The sequence below is a fragment of the Rhizobium sp. T1470 genome, assembly GCF_042140505.1.
Taxonomy (GTDB): domain Bacteria; phylum Pseudomonadota; class Alphaproteobacteria; order Rhizobiales; family Rhizobiaceae; genus Rhizobium; species Rhizobium favelukesii.
This window is the reverse complement of record NZ_CP148091.1, coordinates 3,271,765-3,289,493: the sequence shown is the minus strand read 5'-3', so window position 1 is coordinate 3,289,493 and position 17,729 is coordinate 3,271,765. Positions and strand designations below refer to the sequence as shown.

Sequence of the window (17,729 nt, the reverse complement as noted above, 5' to 3'; positions counted from 1 at the left end):
GGCCTGCCAAGTTGATCAATGAGAGCCGCGGAGCTGATCGCCCGCTAGCCAATTTCGGTTGAAGACGCTCTTCGTCCCATCCGTCGCCTCGGACGTATGCACGATATCCTCCCGCAGCCACCAGTCAATTGAGGTGCCGGGCGCCGACAGCTCTCGCTGTTCGAGGTTCGCTGTGACAAGAATTGATATCGACTGGGTCCGCGCAGATTTGACCGCTGCCGTTTCGGCAGCCGACAATGCGAACAGCGGCGCGATAATACCCGTCACGACGACGGATGCGTAGACTGGGAGTGTTTGCGAGTACGGCATCACGTGCATCCCACTGGAACTGCAGCAATACTACAATGTCGCAAGTCAAACTTACAGTCGACTCTCTATTTCGATATTCCGCCGAATGAAACGACTGCAGCAAGCGCAGAACAGCGATGATTGCAGAGCCTGCAGCCTGCTCAGCTTCTTTTCAAAGGAGAAGCGTAGGCAGCGGATTTGGCTAAGCTAGCTCGTGACGCAGGATTGTTGCCACGTATTTTCATTGCCTTTGCCGGGGGCCACAGTCTGTGCCGGCCATGCGTCGCAGCGACCGGCACCAGGTCGTCAGTTCGCGCGAGCAAGCGCCACGGCATCAGCCACCCGCCGGGAGCGGCAGCACGCGCAGGCGCTCGTGCGAGGCAGGATGCTTTCACGCGAGTGGCGTCCTCCGGTATAAGGGCTCTGCTCTTCGGTCACGAAATCCAGGGGCACAACATCAAGTCAGGCGAGGCATATCGGCGAGCGACTGCAGAACACGGCATGACGACTATCTCCGCTGGCAAACGGTCCGATCAGGGGAGCAGCAGAATCGGTTTTCCATCTGTCCGACGCGGTGGCGTTTCTGCGGCGTCATTTCCCGCAATCCCGACGGCACTTTCGCGCAAAGGAACGAGTATCTATTCAGTCTCCAGTCGACAGGTTTGAATTCTCGCTGGTGGTGAAGTGAGATGCAGTCGGGGATCGAAGGAGACTTCGGTGGCATGATTGATACCGGAGGCTCGCTGCCCGTGCGCGGGTTTGTTGCATGAGCCTCAGCTTTCGATTGCGGACTGGATCTGGATTTGCCAGTCGCAAGTAGTGAGCGTCAGGTTCTGGATCGTGTAGACCAATCCAGACGAGATAGGCAGCCCGACATTCGCATCGCCGACCAAACAAGTTCATTGATGACCCAGATCGAGATGACCGTTCCTGGCATGGGGGTTCTTAGCTCTGGGGCACCGCCCCTTAGTTCCGGCTCCAGGCCAAAAATGGCCGATAGTGTCGCTGGACGATAAGCAGAGTTCGATCCGGTTGGATGATATAGATCTCCTCGACCTCGCGCCCCGTCTGATCCGTGAACGTATGGGGGAACGAAGAGCCGATCGGCGACCTCGCGAGCTTCGTTCGGGGCTGGCCGCCGTAGGTGATGCTGCCGGGAATAGGCGCGTAACCTTGCGACGAATAGGATCCCGAAACGGCAGTACAGCTTGCGACAAGGACTGCCGTCACGGCCGCCGCTATTATTTGGATCATCCTCTGGCCTCCCAGTTCATCGGTGAGATCTCGCCGATGTGATCGCCGACGATCACTGGTCTACTCGATTTCGTCATCAAAGTCTCTTGCGCAGCGGGCTCCTTCGACGCTGCCATCACGTTGATAGGCATGGCCGTCTCATAGCTATCGCCATGATCGTCGCCGACCCATTCCTTGTGTACCCTGGCCCGCCAGCGCGGACGCCACTGACAGTTGATCCATCCTAAACCTTACACCACGGCTAATTCCGAACACTGAATTGTGCTGACAACGCTCCAGCCTCAGCCTCAGCCATCTTCAATTCCAAGAACCTTCGAAAGCCTCTCGACCAACTTTGCGCGCACATCGTCCGGCAGCTTATCGAGATTGAGTTGTTTGAATTCAACCGCCGGAGGTTCTGCCGCATCAGGGAGTCCAAGCTTTTCCCAATCCGGCGTCCGCTTCTTGAATCCGACCAGAAACTTGCGATGAGGTGCCGGCATGGCGCCGGCAATGGTTTCGACTAGTGCCGCGCCACAGAGATTATGACTCTTTGACGGGGTAAGCTTTGCGGAGCTTTTGGCGGGCTTTTTCGGTTGTGAACATCCATTGGATCTTTGCGCCATTAGCGTTGCGTTGCTGCTCCCAGGCTGCGACTTCGGCGATTATGGTGTCTTTATTGTCGATACGACGGTCGAGGCATTGGCTGCGCAGGACACCGATCTCGATCTCGACCATGTTGAGCCAACTGGCGTGCTTGGGCGTGTGGTGGAACTCCAGTCGCTTCAGCACCCTTCGAGCCTCCGGGGCTGGAAATGCGTCGTAAAGCGCCCCGGCGGAATGGGTGGAGAGGTTGTCCATCACCACGCGGATGATCGGGGCGTCGGGATAATCGACGTCGACCAGTTCGCGCATGCACTGGGCGAAGTCTTGGTTGGTTCGCCGATCGGTGACCTTCACCCTGCGCCAGGGCTGGTGGGCGTCCATGAAGACAAACAGATTGACCGTGCCGTTTCGGCGATACTCGCAGTCGTAGCGTTCAAGCTGGCCAGGCTTGGCCGCAATGGGCTCGCGCACTTCGCCGATGAGTTGGGTCGGGCTCTCGTCGAAGCAGACCACGGGCCTTTGTGGATCAGGCGTCTCTGCGTAGAGGTCGAGAACATCCTCCATGCGCGCGACGTATTCCCCATCGAGCTTTGGGATGCACCACATGTCTTTGCGCCAAGGTTTGAGATGATTCTCAGCCAGCCGGCGACGTACGGTCTCCGAGGACAACTCGTCATGATCGGTGAGTCGGACCATCTCATCGGCCAGAAGCTCCAGGGTCCAGCGGGCTCGCCCGGGCGGCGGCTTTGAGCAGGCGGTCGCCACCAACAGCGCCTCCTCCTTGCTCGATAGCTTGCGCTCAACACCCGGGCGCGGTTCTTCACTGAGCGCGCCTTCCAGATTGGCTTCCACAAACCGGCGCTTGGTCCGGTAAATCGTCGATCCGCTGACGTTCAAGGTTGCCGCGATCACCTCGTCGCTGAAGCCTTCGTCCGCCGCCACCAGGATCTGGGCGCGCTTGATCTTGCGCGACGCATGGCGTCCCCCGCTCAACAAAACGGCCAGTTGATCACGTTCCGATTGGCTAAGCTCTACGTGAAACTTTATATTCATCGACACCTCCTTCAGCGCGGAGACGCAGATGAATCCGAAAATGAGTCCCTCACTTGACCCGCAAGCCGCAACGGCAAGACATGGCCTTACGCAAGTCCAAGGCCAGTACCTGGCCTTCATCTACGCCTACAGCCGCATCTTCAAACAGCCTCCGGCCGAAGCCGACATGCGTCGCCACTTCGCCGTTACGGCTCCGTCTGTTCACCAGATGGTGCTGACCCTCGAGAAGGCAGGATTTATATCCCGCGTGCCAGGCGCAGCACGCAGCATCCAACTTCTCATCCCACCAGAAGACTTGCCCATTCTACGATAACCCAACCCGTCATAATCTCTGTGGCGCGGTACTAGTGCCGCGCCACAGAGATTATGACTCTTTGACGGGGTAAGCTTTGCGGAGCTTTTGGCGGGCTTTTTCGGTTGTGAACATCCATTGGATCTTTGCGCCATTAGCGTTGCGTTGCTGCTCCCAGGCTGCGACTTCGGCGATTATGGTGTCTTTATTGTCGATACGACGGTCGAGGCATTGGCTGCGCAGGACACCGATCTCGATCTCGACCATGTTGAGCCAACTGGCGTGCTTGGGCGTGTGGTGGAACTCCAGTCGCTTCAGCACCCTTCGAGCCTCCGGGGCTGGAAATGCGTCGTAAAGCGCCCCGGCGGAATGGGTGGAGAGGTTGTCCATCACCACGCGGATGATCGGGGCGTCGGGATAATCGACGTCGACCAGTTCGCGCATGCACTGGGCGAAGTCTTGGTTGGTTCGCCGATCGGTGACCTTCACCCTGCGCCAGGGCTGGTGGGCGTCCATGAAGACAAACAGATTGACCGTGCCGTTTCGGCGATACTCGCAGTCGTAGCGTTCAAGCTGGCCAGGCTTGGCCGCAATGGGCTCGCGCACTTCGCCGATGAGTTGGGTCGGGCTCTCGTCGAAGCAGACCACGGGCCTTTGTGGATCAGGCGTCTCTGCGTAGAGGTCGAGAACATCCTCCATGCGCGCGACGTATTCCCCATCGAGCTTTGGGATGCACCACATGTCTTTGCGCCAAGGTTTGAGATGATTCTCAGCCAGCCGGCGACGTACGGTCTCCGAGGACAACTCGTCATGATCGGTGAGTCGGACCATCTCATCGGCCAGAAGCTCCAGGGTCCAGCGGGCTCGCCCGGGCGGCGGCTTTGAGCAGGCGGTCGCCACCAACAGCGCCTCCTCCTTGCTCGATAGCTTGCGCTCAACACCCGGGCGCGGTTCTTCACTGAGCGCGCCTTCCAGATTGGCTTCCACAAACCGGCGCTTGGTCCGGTAAATCGTCGATCCGCTGACGTTCAAGGTTGCCGCGATCACCTCGTCGCTGAAGCCTTCGTCCGCCGCCACCAGGATCTGGGCGCGCTTGATCTTGCGCGACGCATGGCGTCCCCCGCTCAACAAAACGGCCAGTTGATCACGTTCCGATTGGCTAAGCTCTACGTGAAACTTTATATTCATCGACACCTCCTTCAGCGCGGAGACGCAGATGAATCCGAAAATGAGTCCCTCACTTGACCCGCAAGCCGCAACGGCAAGACATGGCCTTACGCAAGTCCAAGGCCAGTACCTGGCCTTCATCTACGCCTACAGCCGCATCTTCAAACAGCCTCCGGCCGAAGCCGACATGCGTCGCCACTTCGCCGTTACGGCTCCGTCTGTTCACCAGATGGTGCTGACCCTCGAGAAGGCAGGATTTATATCCCGCGTGCCAGGCGCAGCACGCAGCATCCAACTTCTCATCCCACCAGAAGACTTGCCCATTCTACGATAACCCAACCCGTCATAATCTCTGTGGCGCGGTACTAGCTGCTCCCGCGCCGCCCGTTGCGTATCAAGGCGCGACGTCCTCGACGGCCATGCCATCAACGTTCTGCTCGCACTCCGCCTTAATATCATTGCGACCCGGTGCGAGCACTTCAGCAATGGGCCTGCCGTGGCTGATCAGATAAACGACAAAAGGCCTGGCGAATGGCTTCGCTTATCCCTTCGGCCGCTAACAAATCCCGTATGTCGAACAGGTCGCGCGGATGCTGCCTAACCAGAGCCGCCATGATTTTTCCTGCGTACAAGTCGGCGAACGATACGACCTGGATTTCCGCGAAGCCGAACATCGTCGCATGCTCGGAGGCTATAAACGCGCGCGACGGTCGCTGGCTGATGACCGCGGGTGTCGTTCTGGTTCGACAGAAGCCGGGCAGTGCGAAAGGTGTCATGTTCATCACCATCGAGGACGAGACGGGTCCGGCCAATCTGGTCGTCTTTGTTCGAGAAGCGCCGCCGCGTGGTCCTCGGATCGTCGATGATGGCGATCAATTTGAAGATCCAGCGAGAGGGCGACGCGGTCCATCTCGTGCCACAGCCGCTCTTCGATCTGTCGGGCGGCCTGTCAGGGCTTGCCGACCGCGACACTTCACCCTACCGACGGGCAGGGGAGACGAGTTTGCGCATGGCGGCGGGCCGAACCCAAGGGACAAGCCGAAGCCTGCGATTCAGCCGCCGGGCATCTTCATCCCGGATCTCCACAACGACACCTTGAAGGTGAAGGCGCGAAATTTCCACTAGCTTCGTGTGTCGGTGTCGGATTGTCGTTCCCCCGTTCGTCCTCCGCTTGAACAGAATAGGAGAACGGCCAATGAGCAACGAAACCAAAGTCAATATCGAAGAAGAGGCGATTATCGCCATGCTAACGATGCGCGCTTCCGCGCTCGGCGAAAAAGATGCCAAGGGCGCACTTTCCTACGAAACCGGGGATTCCGTCGAGTTTTCGCTAGCACCGCCGCTCGTCTATCACGGCAAGGACGAGGCAGGCCTGCAGGCGTGGTTCGATACCTGGGAAGGTCCGATCGGTGGCGATGTTTGCGATGCCAAGCTAACGGTCGGCGGAGATGTTGCTTTCTGGAGTGGTCTGACGCGCATGACGGGAACTAAAACTGACGGCACCGAGGTCGATCTTTGGTTTCGTCAAACCCTTGGCCTGGTGAAGCGCGATGGCCGCTGGATGGTGTCCCACCAACATGCATCCGTGCCCTTCGCCATGGATGGAACCGGTCGCGCTCTGCTCGATCTCAAACCTTAAACGGCTGGCCTCAGGGTATCGATGTCCCCAGGCCGCCAACGGTGGAGTTTTACTTTGTTCGATGAGGTCCAGGCTCTGATGCCAATCTCAGCGCCTCTTCGCGACGTCTCTTTCGCTCTCATTGAGAGGTGCACCGATCATCGCGATGGCTTCAAGCTCGGCTGCAGTTGCGGTCCGCCACTTCAAGAACCCGCGATCTCTGCCGAAGGTGCCGACGAGTCTGCGATTGAGAAATCGAGGTCGGATCACATCTCGCCCTAATTTAGCTCGGAGGCAGCGGTCTCTCTCGGCGCTGACCGTGCAGCGGAGCGGCGCAGGACGAAAGCGATCGCACGATCGTCGATTTCGCAACCGGCGTGGCTCTGGGGATCGATCGGTAAACGGGCAAGCCTAGCTAGTGCCCATCCACAAACGGTAAACCGCTGAAATTATTGTATGAATCGCGATATTGCCGCGGGCAAAGCCCGGCGGTTTCAGGTATACTTTAGATCAAGCGACTGATTCTAAAGACAAACCCGTAACCGCCGGAGCCGACAATGCGCCAAGAACGCACCGTCCAATCCAGTATATTCGATCTTTTTGCCGGGCACGAGATCGGCCGTGAATTGAAGGCGATGTCGCAATGGCTGGATGAGCATCGCGATCTGCTCGGGCTGGTGACGCGGGACCTGCGCCGGCATGGTCTCAAGGAGACCGGTCGCGAGGGGCTGCCGGCCGAGGCTGTGCTGCGCTGCGCGCTGCTCAAGCAGCATCGCCAGCTGAGTTATCAGGAACTGGCCTTCCATCTCGAAGACTCCGCCTCGTTCCGGGCCTTTGCCCGGCTGCCGTGGGGATGGAACCCGAAGAAGTCGGTCTTGCACAAGACGATCAGCGCGATCCGGGCGCAAACCTTTGAAGAGATCAACCGGGTGCTGCTGGCGAGCGCCAAGCGGGAGAAGCTGGAAAATGGCAAGGTCGTGCGTGTGGACAGCACCGTCACCGCGGCACTGATCCATGAGCCGAGCGACAGCAGCCTGTTATGGGACGCCGTGCGGGTGATGGTGCGACTGTTGCAGCAGGCCGAGGCACTGGGTAGCGCCATTCCATGGCACGACCATCGCCGCGCGGCAAAGAAGCGGGCTCGGGCGATCGAATATACCCGCGGCCGTCCCAAACGGGTGAAGCACTACCGCGCACTGCTCAAGATCACGCGCACGACCTTGAGTTATCTGCAGCAGGCGAGCGAACAGTTGCCCCAGACGGCGGGCCCGGCCGGCGAACTGTGGCAGGCCCAGCTCCGCCACTACCGGCCACTGATCGCACGGATCCTCGCCCAGACCGAACGGCGGGTCCTGGCCGGGCAGCCGGTCCCGGCCGGCGAGAAGCTGGTGAGCCTGTTCGAGCCGCATGCCGACATCATCGTCAAGGGCAGCCGCGACGTCGACTACGGCCACAAACTCAATCTGACGACCGGCAGAAGCGGACTGGTCCTCGACCTCGTCGTCGAAACCGGCAACCCGGCCGACAGCGAGCGCTTGCTGCCGATGCTGGAACGCCACATCGCCTTTTATGGCCAGGCGCCGCGTCAGTCGGCAGCCGACGGCGGCTATGCCAGCCGCGAAAATCTGAGCGGAGCCAAAGCCTGCTGCGTCCGCGACATGGCCTTCCACAAGAAGTCCGGCCTCCGCATCGAAGACATGGTCACAAGCCGCTGGGTCTATCGCAGGCTGCGCAACTTCCGCGCCGGCATCGAGGCCGGCATCTCTTGTCTGAAACGCGCTTATGGCTTGGGGCGCTGCACCTGGCGCGGGCTCGACCACTTTAAGGCTTATGTCTGGTCCTCGGTGGTCGCTTACAATCTCGCCCTCTTCGCCCGCCTCAGGCCGACCTGACACCCCTCATCCGGCAGCGTTCAGAGCACACCCGGCGAGCGGTGGCCGATACCTCATGACCCCATTGCCGCCAGATCGCTCTTCGGGCCATAACCTGCGCGGTCTTGTGCCATCACGCGTCCCAAGAAACGATGTCAGCCGGCAAACAACCTTTCAAAACCGCAGAAAAACAGCCGTTTATGGACGGGCACTAGCTAAGCTAACTCCTTGAGGGCGGCTCAGCCGGGCTGTCCGCCCCGCGAAAAAGCGGGGCCGCCTCCATCCATCTTTCGCGGACAAGGACTTTGAGTTCCTCCGCGTCGTGGATCCCTTCCTTCACCAAGGCCACCAACAGCGCTGCGATCTCGACTGTGGCCTTCCTGTCTCGCTCGATGCCATGCTCGCGACAGAGAGCTTTCATGGCGTCCTTTACGAACGTGAAATCGTTATCGGGAACCGGCATCCGAAGCGCCCCACGCGAAGCCAGAAGACAGATACAAACAGATCGGAGAAGCCGGCCTCAGTGCATAATCGATCATCAGATCCACCTTCGATGATATCGGCTTGCCATGACAGATGGATTCGAACTCCTCCAAAACTGCTACGATCCGTCCACTGGCGCGCATTTCGTCGGAAGCTTTGTCGGCATCCGCGTATTGCTGTGCAAAGTCGGCCCACCATCGAACGTTGCTGGCGTAAACCTGCAGGTCGAGATTTCGGATTGGCAGCAATTCCAAGGCTCGTCGAATTCCTTCGCTCGGATCATCACCCATTGTCGCGCCCCGACAGCTCATGGATCTGCAGAAACGCGGCGATCCGGTTGAACCCTCTTTCGTACTTTTGCATCTGTTGAAACGTCACATTCACAGCTTTCCCAAGCGTCGTCTGCGTCATCCCGCGCATCTGTCGAAGCTGCCGGAGGCGCTCGCCAATCTCCCTATCGATTTCCGAATTGCGGCGCTGACGGTCGATACTTGGCATCTGTTGTTCCTCTCTCGATCATTGGTATTGTGAAGCGCTCGACGGTCTTCCTGCGAAGCCGATTACTGTACGAAAAGAAGCCACTCCTTCCAGCCCAGCCTCCGGATGAAAACGACTGTCCTGCCTTCGCCCGCGTACGCAGGGACAACACGCGCTTCACCCCTTCCGCCAAGTAGTTCATTGGTTTCGCCTCGGTCCGGATCCGCGAAAGCCCGTCAACGGTCTGAGCACCTCAAAGTCGCCCAATCCGGGCGCTTCGATCCGCGTTCGTTGCGCAGGAGGCCGCTTCTTCTTGGCAAATGACGCCCACCATCTCGAGGCCGCTCGCACCCGGTCGATGCCCTTGAGGATTGACAGCATATGCTTCGCTTCGTCGGACTTCATCGAGGCGAGCGGAACGCCGTCAAGTCGGACTGGTGCAAGCGTGGCTTGGTCGATGATGGACCAGCCTTCGACGTTCATGCACAATCGGTATGCGGCCATCGTTCATCCCCCAATGACAGATGGCCCGAAACTGAACAAAAACGGCAATGGGGGCTAGCTACCAAATCGGCCGGTTCGCCACGATCAAAAGTTGTAGATTTCGTATCTCTAATTCTGTCTCTGGTTTCAGTGCATGGAGAGCAGTTTCTGCACGACTGTTTCTGATCGTTGCATCCTTGCGGCCGATCCATCCGCGCTTTATCGACCCCGCCATCCTGCGCTCTGGCCGTCGCGACCGTCCGTGCGCATTCCTCGGCCTGACAAGGAGGCGCGTGCTGTCGAACGAAGCCGAAGGACTTACCGGAGCCGATATCGAACACAACATCCGGGAAGCCCGCCGGATCGCTCGAGTGGGGGAGAAGCCGAAGGCGATCAAGGGTGCCGAACAGATAGTTCGCATCCGTGCGCCATTTTCTCTCTGGACCATGGTAATCAGACGTCGGTGCGGCCGGCCGTAGCGCAAACGCCGCTCAGCGTGCAAGGAAGGCCGCCTTTCGAGGCTCACCCCTTGACCAGTGGGTCAGCGTGCCGATGCGCCAATCGCCATTCGACTCCTTCGCGGCGATAGACAAGGGCAGCCTCTCCTCATCAATGATTTCAATGCAATCCGCGAGATGCTGTATCCTGCGACGGTAGGGGCGGGACGAGGAGGCACTAAAGGGGCCTTTGAAGGGCGGATTGTTCACTCGTCTCTCTCTCTCTCTCTCTCTCTCTATGAGTGTCTTTTCCTTCCCCGCCGGAAGATTTAACATCCGGTTTTATATGATCGCGCTGAAAGACTTAGTCAGATGCAGCGATGAGGTACGAAATTCAGCCGGAAAAGCACGGAACCGACCGTGTCGTAGATCGAAGTACCGATGAGGTAGCTGTCTTGGAAAACGCACCTCAAGTTCGCTTATCGCTTGACCTAGCACGTGCCATGACTGGGTATCTGAACGCGCGGGACCGGTACGACACTATTTTCGGCCGCAAATCGTATGCATCCGAGCAATCACGCGGGATGAAGGCTCGCGCGTGAACTTCAGCCGGGTTATGATCGAGTGATACGGTTCAAGTTGGGTCCTTTTGCATGCCTTCAGATTTTTCGGCGCGCTCTTCGGGCCCATTTGGCAGCCAGATCGTCGACGGCTTTGTTGAGTTGGCTGAGGTTGGCATTGCCAGGATCGTAATCGCTGCCGCCCCACCATTCGACGAGTTCGGCATGTCGCTCGTGTGCCGGATCGACAAGCGCCTCGCGGAACTCCTGATACCCCCATGGGCCACCGACGTCCTCGGGTGGGCAGTGTCCTGCCGCTTCGAGGAGCATCGGGCCTTCCGTGCCGATTGCCGGGAAGGTGCGCTCGATCTTGATGCTGTGCGTCCAGCCGTCGCCAAAGTCGTAAAGGTATTTGAACGATTTCGCGCCGGTGTCCTGGACTGCCGACAGCAGCGAGACTTTGCGAGCGTCGATGGGACCATCCCCCCATTCCTCGTCAGGCAATCCAAAACCGACGTCACGCATGCGGAATTCATAAAGATGGCTGTTGGTCCAGCCCATCGCCGCCTGCAACACCTCGTGCAGCCGACTGAGCCTGATACGGAATGGCACGACAACACGCCGCATCACCATTGGATCGACTTGATCGAGGGTGACCTTCAGGCGGACGACGGAGGCAGCCATCTTCAGGCCGCCAGCATATGAGCTGTCGCCGACGCACTTTTCCAGTTCCATGGAAGCAGTTCGTGCAGGCGAGAGGCGGGAAGATCAGCGATGCGGGCCAGGACGTCGGCGAGCCAGGCTTTCGGGTCGATGTCGTTGAGGCGGCAGGTCGTAATGAGCGTCAGCATGACGGCGGCACGATCGGCCCCGCGCGGGGAACCGGCGAAGGTCCAATTCCGCCTTCCCAATGCAATACCTCTCAGCGCGCGCTCGGCGGCATTATTCGTGAGACAAACTCTTCCGTCTTCGAGGAAGCGGGCAAAACCATCCCAACGTTTCAGCATGTAGTCCATGGCTTTGATGAGGTCGGAGGATCTGCTGAGCGCGGCACGTTCGCGTTTCAGCCACTCGTGCATGTCGTCGAACAGAGGCTTGCTCTTTTCCTGCCGCACGGCCAGTCGTTCTGCTGCACTCAAGCCGTTGATCTGTCGTTCGATTTCAAACAGGGCGTCAAATCGTTTGACCGCCTCCAGCGCGATCGGGGAGATCGGCCTGCCGTTGCGTTTGCTATCGCGGGCGCTTTTCTCGATATCGGCCAGCTCAAAGAATTTCCGCCGCGCATGGGCATGGCAAAAAGCAAACGTGATCGGCACTTCTTTCTTTTCGGCAACCGATATCGGTTCGAACCCGTTGTAACAATCCGTCTGTAGAATGCCGCCATATCCGGCCAGATGTTTTTGCGGATGCTCGCCCCGACGGTCGCTTGAAGCATAGTAGATCGCCGCCGGCGCGGCCCCGCCGCCATAGGGCCTATCATCACACACGTAGGTCCATATGCGCCCGGTCGTGCATTTGCTTTTGGCCCGGATGGGAATGGTGGTGTCGTCGCCAAAAAGCCGCTCAGCCGCAAAGACATGCTTCTCGATCAGATCAACAACCGGCATGAGAGCGGATGTTCCAAAACCAACCTGATCGGCTAGCGTCGAAGTCGAAAGATCGATCCCTTCGCATTTGAACCGGGTGCTCTGGCGGTTGAGCGGGCTGTGCATGCCGAACTTGTCAAACAGGATCGTCGTCAGGAGATGAGGGCCGATAAAGCCGCGCGGCGTGGCATGGAAAGGCGCTGGCGGCTGGCTGATCGCCTCACAATCACGGCAAGAGAACTTTTCCCGCACTGTTTCGATCACTTTGAACCGGCGCGGGATCTCTTCCAGCGTTTCGGTGACGTCCTCACCCAGTTTAGACAGGCGCGAGCCACCGCAGCATACACAATTGATCGGAGGATCGATCACCACGCGCTCGCGCTCGATATCCTCCGGCCAGGGCTTTCGCACCGGCCGTTTGCGCACAAACGGACGCACGGACGAGGTCCGGGCGGCGGCAGCCTGCGCTGCAATCTCATCTTCCGTAGCTGCCGTGACCAGTTCCTCAAGCTGCAATTCCAACTGGTCGATCAGGCGCGCCGTGCGCTCGCTGCTCTGACCGCGCAGTTCGCGCTTGAGCTTGTCGATCCTCAATTCAAGACTGGCGATCAGGGCGTCGCGGTCGGACAGCAGGGCTTGCGCATTAGCAGCTTCGGCAACCGCCACATCACGTTCAGCCTGCAATACCTCGCGCTCGGCCAGCAGCGCCATATAGGCGCCGGCAAGGTCCGCAGGAAGATCGTCAGGCTTCACAGTCATGAAGTCATTCGATCAGATTCTCACTGTATTTTCAATGGAATAATGCTATCCAACCCTCGTTGGACGCCATGTTTCCTGCGGATGGCGCCAGTCTATGCCAGACAGGAGATAGCTGAGCTGTGCAGGTGATATTGCAACCGCACCACCTTCGGCAGAAGGCCATATGAACTTCCCGCGTTCCAATCTTTTTGTGAACAAGCAACTGCCCTGGCCGTCATGCCAAACCAATTTTATCAGGTCACCGCGCCGGCCCCTGAAGCAAAACAAATGACCGCCGAGCGGGTCATGCTTCAAGACCTCCTGCACCCGAAGCGCCAGAGAGGGAAAGCCACAGCGCATGTCCGTATACCCCGTCGAAAGCCAGACTTTGACCCCTGTTCCCATCGGAAACGGGTTCATCGCAATGTCTCCAGTCCTCGGACAATCCGCAGCAGAGCCTCAACGTCGACATCGCGGTCCACGATCACACGGCGGCCGTTCGCGCTCAGCACCTCCATAAGGCCACTTTGTGCCATAAGGCCACTTTGTGCCATCGAAGGCTTGGTCGCAGCGACCGGGATGCCTGGCTCCGGAACCAACAGGGCAGGAATAAACCCCTCAATGCCACGGCCACTGCCAAGCCGTCCCTCACGTGCTGCCTTACGCCAATCGTTCAACTGAAAGCGCGTGATGCCATGTCGCCGTGCCGTTGCCGTGACCTGCTGGGGAGCGGAATAACTCTCCGCAACGATCGCAAGTTTGGCCTCGTTACTGAAACGGCGACGCCGCCCACTGTCGACAATCTCCATCCGGCTGACTTGCGGCCGGCCCTCTATCGTTACGTCCATCGCTATTACACCGTCTATATTGACGTCCATATAGACAGATCATCCAATTCCGCTCACTTCTCAGCAAGGCGGCCTCCCCCGGATGCATACCGCAAATCCTGAGCGCGCTTCGGTGCACGCGAAGCTCTCGGTGTGAAGCCGCCGTCAGAAATTCAGAAACTCTGGTCGTGCCATCAGAGGCAGCTTCGGACCAACAACAGAGGTGTCTAAGAATCCCAATTGCGCAAGGCTTCGAGGATAATTCGGCCCGAGGATTTCAGCTCAAATAGTGGAGGATGAAGATGAAGTACATGATCAGTTGGTTCGAACGTCCGCAGGGATCGCCTGCGGAGTACGAGAATGCCCAGAAGCGGATACTGGAGGTTTTCACTCAATGGAAAGCGCCGGCCAATTTCAAGATCGAGTTGTTCGTTGTGCGAGTGGGCGAATGGGGTGGGCATATGTTGGTGGACTGCGACGATCCGTTGGCCGTTCATAAGGCATGCTCGACCTGGCCCGCTTTTGAATTCCAGGCACGACCCGTGATTGCCGTCGAGGACGCTGTCCGGGTCGAGCAAGAAGCGATTGCTTGGCGCGATGGACTCAAACCTACGTGAGATTTAAGGGGATCCAAGCTGATATCCGCTATGGGCGGCCGATAGCGGAAGACGGCCCTGGCCGAAAAGCGCAGAGCCGATCGTTCGGGTTCGCGAGGATGTCGCTCTCGCCCAGTGGACGAGCGTTGGCGGCGGTTTGCAGTACTCAAATGCGCGTGTCGGGCTGGCTTTGTGATTCCTCGTCGAGAAATTGGCACGATTCAGGACAACGTCGAAAGCGTGCCAGCGGGACAGTCCAACGCATTCATCTTTGTATCTGGCCCGCAATCTTCTCCAGAATCGCAAATAGCTCAAGATCGCACAGACACGATATTCATCGGACATCAAACCCCCTCATTGCCCTGTCATCATGTCACCTCGGCCGTCGCAAGAACCTTCAGCGGAGAGATCATTGAAGCAATCTGGAAACGTTAAGCCGTTGTATCGAGAGTCGGCACATTCGGCGGAGGAGCGCGGTGCTCTTTTCGACTACGCGTTTGAAGCTGCGCCGATCGGCGTTGCGCTGGTTAGTCCTTCTGGGAAGATCGTCAAGGTGAACGGAAGTCTTGCCACCATGCTCGCTCGAGCGCGCGACGATCTGACCGATGTCCCATTTGGCCACATAACGCATCCGGACGATTTGGAAACGGACATGAACCTGTTCAATGATGTCCTCCGTGGAAAGAGGGACGGCTATCGGCTCGATAAGAGATACTTGAGACCGGACAACTCGGTGGTTGAAGCATGCCTGACGGTGACAGCAATGCGGAAACCGTCAGGGGAGGTTGCGCGACTGCTGGCGATGATCGAGGACGTGACGGAGGCTCGCCGGATTGAACGTCAACTCTTGGAACGCGCGGCACAGTTGGAACTCGCCATGGAGGCGGCGAGGGGCGGTTTTTGGCACATGGACCTGCAGACAAAGAGTTTCGAGACGTCGGACCGGCTGGCGCGTTTCATCGGCGGACCCCAGGCAGGTCGAATGGACCTCAAGGCGTACCTGGTAAACGTGCACCAAGATGACCATCCTGCTGCCGACCTGACGCCGCTTCTGGAAGGGAAGGTCGACAAGTCTGTAGCGGAATATCGTCTTCGAACCACCGAAGGAGAGCGCTGGATGCGTTGTGACAGGCGTCTGCTTAGGGACGCTCAGGGAACACCCTTCCGTATAATTGGCGTGGTGATCGACTTTACTGAAGAACACCTGCGACGCGCCGAACTTGAGGCCAATGCTGACACCGACGTGCTAACAGGACTTTTCAATCGGCGCGGCCTGCAGAAGAAGTTCGATCGCATGAGTAAGGAGAAGGGCCGACTGGTGCTCACGATCGATCTCGATGGCTTCAAGGAGGTCAACGACAGCTTAGGTCATGCCGCCGGCGACCAGGTGCTGATCGAGACGGCCTCGAGATTGAAGGCGGCGGTCCGACCCAGTGATGCCGTATGCCGGTTGGGCGGAGACGAATTTGTCGTTGTTCTCGAAGGTGGCGGTGAAGTCGCTGAGCGAGTTGCAGGTCGTATCGTAGCTGAACTGGCCGCGCCTATCGACTTGAAGGAAGGTGTCGTGCTTGTCGAAGCAAGCGTAGGAGCTGCCTGGACCATCTCCTCCACGCCGACTCTCGAAAAGATGATGAGGCACGCCGACAAGTGTCTCTACGAGGCCAAGGCGAAAGGCAAAAACACGGCAGTGGTTTGCGAAATGACGGGATGATCGACGTCTGCATGGCAAGTCATAGCGGGACGAGGCGGGTGATTCTGGGTAGAGGTGATGGACTTGGACCGGCAATCGCAGCCCATCGATAACGACCGGAAAACGCCAATTGTTTAAAAGCATCTCATCAGCATATTACAGGATAGACGTACGCGGTGTCCCGCTCACACCTCGAACTAGATTCTTTAAGCAGTTTCGAGGACTGCGGTCATGACTGGGACGTAAATATCCGCAAACACCGGATATTGCGCCGCGAAGCAGGCCTGCTTTCACGGCTGGCTCATGGTGCCGACGGGGTCGCTTGGCCGCAGCCTGCCCCTTAATCTTCATCCCGCAAGATGTACCGACCGGTTGGCAGAAGGTCGAGATGGTGGGATATTGGGGGGTCGACATTTGCTGGCCGCCTTGGAAGCAGTATGCGGGACAGGTCTCGATTTCTGGATGGCCGCACTTGAACATCCCGTGTGGGCTGTTGCCGTTGCATTTCTGTTCTCGGTGTGGTGCACATGGCTGATTGCGCGAGGAACTTTCCGGTGAAGGCTAGTCAGACAAACGCTGCAGCCGTCGCGGTCGCTCTATTTCGGGAACAAGAAGGTGACGACCGCCCGAACTCCCCAGCCGTCCGGTCCGTTTTCCGGTGATTGCGCCCAGTAACGCGCACCTATGCCAAAGCTTACGGGCTGTTCGCCGAACTTTACAATCTTTGAGACCTGGAAGTTGATCGGGACCGACCAGTCCTTGGCTTCCCAGTCGTATGTACTCTCGGTGTTCAATGAAAACGTCCAGGCTTCAGGCGTCGTATAAGAAATGAAAGGCTGTAGATACGTCGAACTGACGTCAGCACGGTCGCTCTGTCCGGCAAACGACCAAATATGGTTTGCCAGTATGCCGAATGTCCAGGGACCTTCCTGCTTTAGAGCAACGCCAGTTGGACCTGCGCCCCACTTTCCTGTTCCGAGGAGTTCGTCGGTGCCGGTGGGCAGAAGGAATGCAGGGCCGACGCCCCAGATGATTCCACTTTCAGTTGGCTTGGCAGGCGACAGGAAGAAACTCTGCAGCGTGTCCCCAAGCCCGAACTGCTCGCCTGACGGGCCAGCGATGTCGTCCTGCCAGGTCACAGGCAGGATTGTTCGGGATATGAGGTTCCAGTCTTCATTGAGTGAAAACGGAATCACCGGCTGAATATTCAGCGTAGCGTGATCGCCATCTTGGGGGCCGTACCCTTGGTCATAGTTGAACTGGAATGGCACGCTGATCAGAGAGGCAATCGGGTTCGAGAGCTTTTTCGCTAGCTCCTCACTGGACTGGGCGTGCGCAGATGTAGCTATTGATGTCAGAAGGACGATATAACTCAGGAGTTTGAGAGAATTTTCTGACACAGTCATTGCTCCTACCTGCAAGTCGGTTCAACACTCCAGCGGAGCCATGCAGGAGCCCCCCAAGGTCGCATGTTGCAAGCATGATGAGATAGTCCTAATGTTGGCGCAAGTGCACGGTGACAACACTTGGTCCAGAACAATAGGGCATTCTGTGGTTTGGCGGGTATCAGTTGTGAAGCCGTTTTCTAAACGCTTGTCATTGCCCTTTAGGGCAATATGAGTTTAGCCGCGTGCGCGCTATATTTTCCCTCTGTTTGGAACAGATTATCGTCCAAATCGGAGAGGCATCTAGCGCGACCGACAGAGGCGAGCCTCCTTCCATAG

The 17,729-nt window shown here is 58.3% G+C and carries 18 protein-coding genes and 1 pseudogene; 7 read left to right on the top strand and 12 right to left on the bottom strand.

Features of this window, described 5'->3' with window-relative positions:
• Positions 1-15: 15 nt before the first annotated feature.
• From WGT02_RS16605 to WGT02_RS16595, 3 genes are all read right to left on the bottom strand, one after another.
• Positions 16-309 (bottom strand): hypothetical protein, encoded by a 294-nt coding sequence (locus tag WGT02_RS16605; RefSeq protein ID WP_024318058.1) that lies wholly within the window; start codon positions 307-309, stop codon positions 16-18.
• 945 nt (positions 310-1,254) lie between these two features.
• Positions 1,255-1,542, bottom strand: coding sequence for a hypothetical protein (locus WGT02_RS16600; RefSeq protein ID WP_024318059.1), 288 nt, complete (start codon positions 1,540-1,542; stop codon positions 1,255-1,257).
• Positions 1,543-2,064: 522 nt separating this feature from the next.
• Positions 2,065-3,180 (bottom strand): IS630 family transposase, encoded by a 1,116-nt coding sequence (locus tag WGT02_RS16595; protein ID WP_208245192.1) that lies wholly within the window; start codon positions 3,178-3,180, stop codon positions 2,065-2,067.
• A gap of 28 nt (positions 3,181-3,208) precedes the next feature.
• On the opposite strand from WGT02_RS16595, the gene WGT02_RS16590 reads away from it, so the two are divergent.
• Positions 3,209-3,493, top strand: coding sequence for a LexA family transcriptional regulator (locus tag WGT02_RS16590; RefSeq protein WP_225039569.1), 285 nt, complete (start codon positions 3,209-3,211; stop codon positions 3,491-3,493).
• A gap of 51 nt (positions 3,494-3,544) precedes the next feature.
• Here WGT02_RS16590 and WGT02_RS16585 read toward each other — a convergent pair whose 3' ends face one another.
• Positions 3,545-4,660, bottom strand: a complete 1,116-nt coding sequence (locus WGT02_RS16585) for an IS630 family transposase (RefSeq protein ID WP_208245192.1) — start codon at positions 4,658-4,660, stop codon at positions 3,545-3,547.
• A 28-nt stretch (positions 4,661-4,688) separates the two neighbouring features.
• On the opposite strand from WGT02_RS16585, the gene WGT02_RS16580 reads away from it, so the two are divergent.
• Positions 4,689-4,973 carry a LexA family transcriptional regulator gene (locus WGT02_RS16580; RefSeq protein WP_225039569.1) on the top strand — a complete coding sequence of 95 codons (285 nt, stop codon included), beginning with the start codon at positions 4,689-4,691 and terminating at the stop codon, positions 4,971-4,973.
• 145 nt (positions 4,974-5,118) lie between these two features.
• Here WGT02_RS16580 and WGT02_RS16575 read toward each other — a convergent pair whose 3' ends face one another.
• Positions 5,119-5,313, bottom strand: coding sequence for a nucleotidyl transferase AbiEii/AbiGii toxin family protein (locus WGT02_RS16575; protein WP_231052272.1), 195 nt, complete (start codon positions 5,311-5,313; stop codon positions 5,119-5,121).
• Between WGT02_RS16575 and dnaE2 the strand changes: the two are divergent.
• The 3 genes and pseudogenes from dnaE2 to WGT02_RS16560 all read left to right on the top strand — a co-directional run.
• A pseudogene (gene dnaE2 / locus WGT02_RS16570) lies at positions 5,309-5,764 on the top strand (error-prone DNA polymerase); the annotation flags it as partial. The gene WGT02_RS16575 and the pseudogene dnaE2 overlap by 5 nt on opposite strands.
• Before the next feature lie 70 nt (positions 5,765-5,834).
• A complete protein-coding gene (locus WGT02_RS16565) occupies positions 5,835-6,278 on the top strand; it encodes a nuclear transport factor 2 family protein (RefSeq protein WP_208249903.1) in 444 nt (147 codons plus the stop codon).
• Between the two features lie 536 nt (positions 6,279-6,814).
• Positions 6,815-8,149: an ISNCY family transposase gene (locus tag WGT02_RS16560; RefSeq protein WP_208249905.1), complete on the top strand. Its 1,335-nt coding sequence runs from the start codon at positions 6,815-6,817 to the stop codon at positions 8,147-8,149.
• Between the two features lie 199 nt (positions 8,150-8,348).
• Here the strand turns inward: WGT02_RS16560 and WGT02_RS16555 are convergent, their stop codons facing one another.
• The 6 genes from WGT02_RS16555 to WGT02_RS16530 form a co-directional block, all read right to left on the bottom strand.
• Positions 8,349-8,591, bottom strand: a complete 243-nt coding sequence (locus tag WGT02_RS16555; RefSeq protein ID WP_051509101.1) for a hypothetical protein — start codon at positions 8,589-8,591, stop codon at positions 8,349-8,351.
• Between the two features lie 302 nt (positions 8,592-8,893).
• The gene (locus WGT02_RS16550) at positions 8,894-9,022 is read right to left on the bottom strand and encodes a hypothetical protein (protein ID WP_375679392.1); all 129 of its coding nucleotides are present in this window, start codon (positions 9,020-9,022) and stop codon (positions 8,894-8,896) included.
• A 1,645-nt stretch (positions 9,023-10,667) separates the two neighbouring features.
• Positions 10,668-11,252 carry a plasmid pRiA4b ORF-3 family protein gene (locus WGT02_RS16545; RefSeq protein WP_208245634.1) on the bottom strand — a complete coding sequence of 195 codons (585 nt, stop codon included), beginning with the start codon at positions 11,250-11,252 and terminating at the stop codon, positions 10,668-10,670.
• Positions 11,253-11,254: 2 nt separating this feature from the next.
• Complete coding sequence (locus WGT02_RS16540) at positions 11,255-12,913, bottom strand: IS66 family transposase (RefSeq protein ID WP_208245348.1); 1,659 nt, start codon at positions 12,911-12,913, stop codon at positions 11,255-11,257.
• Positions 12,914-12,958: 45 nt separating this feature from the next.
• Positions 12,959-13,252, bottom strand: a complete 294-nt coding sequence (gene tnpB, locus WGT02_RS16535) for an IS66 family insertion sequence element accessory protein TnpB (protein ID WP_375679390.1) — start codon at positions 13,250-13,252, stop codon at positions 12,959-12,961.
• A 56-nt stretch (positions 13,253-13,308) separates the two neighbouring features.
• Complete coding sequence (locus WGT02_RS16530) at positions 13,309-13,770, bottom strand: transposase (protein WP_375678551.1); 462 nt, start codon at positions 13,768-13,770, stop codon at positions 13,309-13,311.
• Between the two features lie 251 nt (positions 13,771-14,021).
• Here WGT02_RS16530 and WGT02_RS16525 point away from each other — a divergent pair, with 251 nt between their 5' ends.
• Both WGT02_RS16525 and WGT02_RS16520 read left to right on the top strand, forming a co-directional pair.
• Positions 14,022-14,336 carry a DUF3303 domain-containing protein gene (locus tag WGT02_RS16525; protein WP_024318069.1) on the top strand — a complete coding sequence of 105 codons (315 nt, stop codon included), beginning with the start codon at positions 14,022-14,024 and terminating at the stop codon, positions 14,334-14,336.
• A gap of 391 nt (positions 14,337-14,727) precedes the next feature.
• The gene (locus WGT02_RS16520) at positions 14,728-16,026 is read left to right on the top strand and encodes a diguanylate cyclase domain-containing protein (protein WP_208249909.1); all 1,299 of its coding nucleotides are present in this window, start codon (positions 14,728-14,730) and stop codon (positions 16,024-16,026) included.
• 575 nt (positions 16,027-16,601) lie between these two features.
• On the opposite strand, the gene WGT02_RS16515 is transcribed toward WGT02_RS16520, so the two are convergent.
• Complete coding sequence (locus WGT02_RS16515) at positions 16,602-17,411, bottom strand: hypothetical protein (protein WP_029710669.1); 810 nt, start codon at positions 17,409-17,411, stop codon at positions 16,602-16,604.
• Between the last annotated feature and the right edge of the window lie 318 nt (positions 17,412-17,729).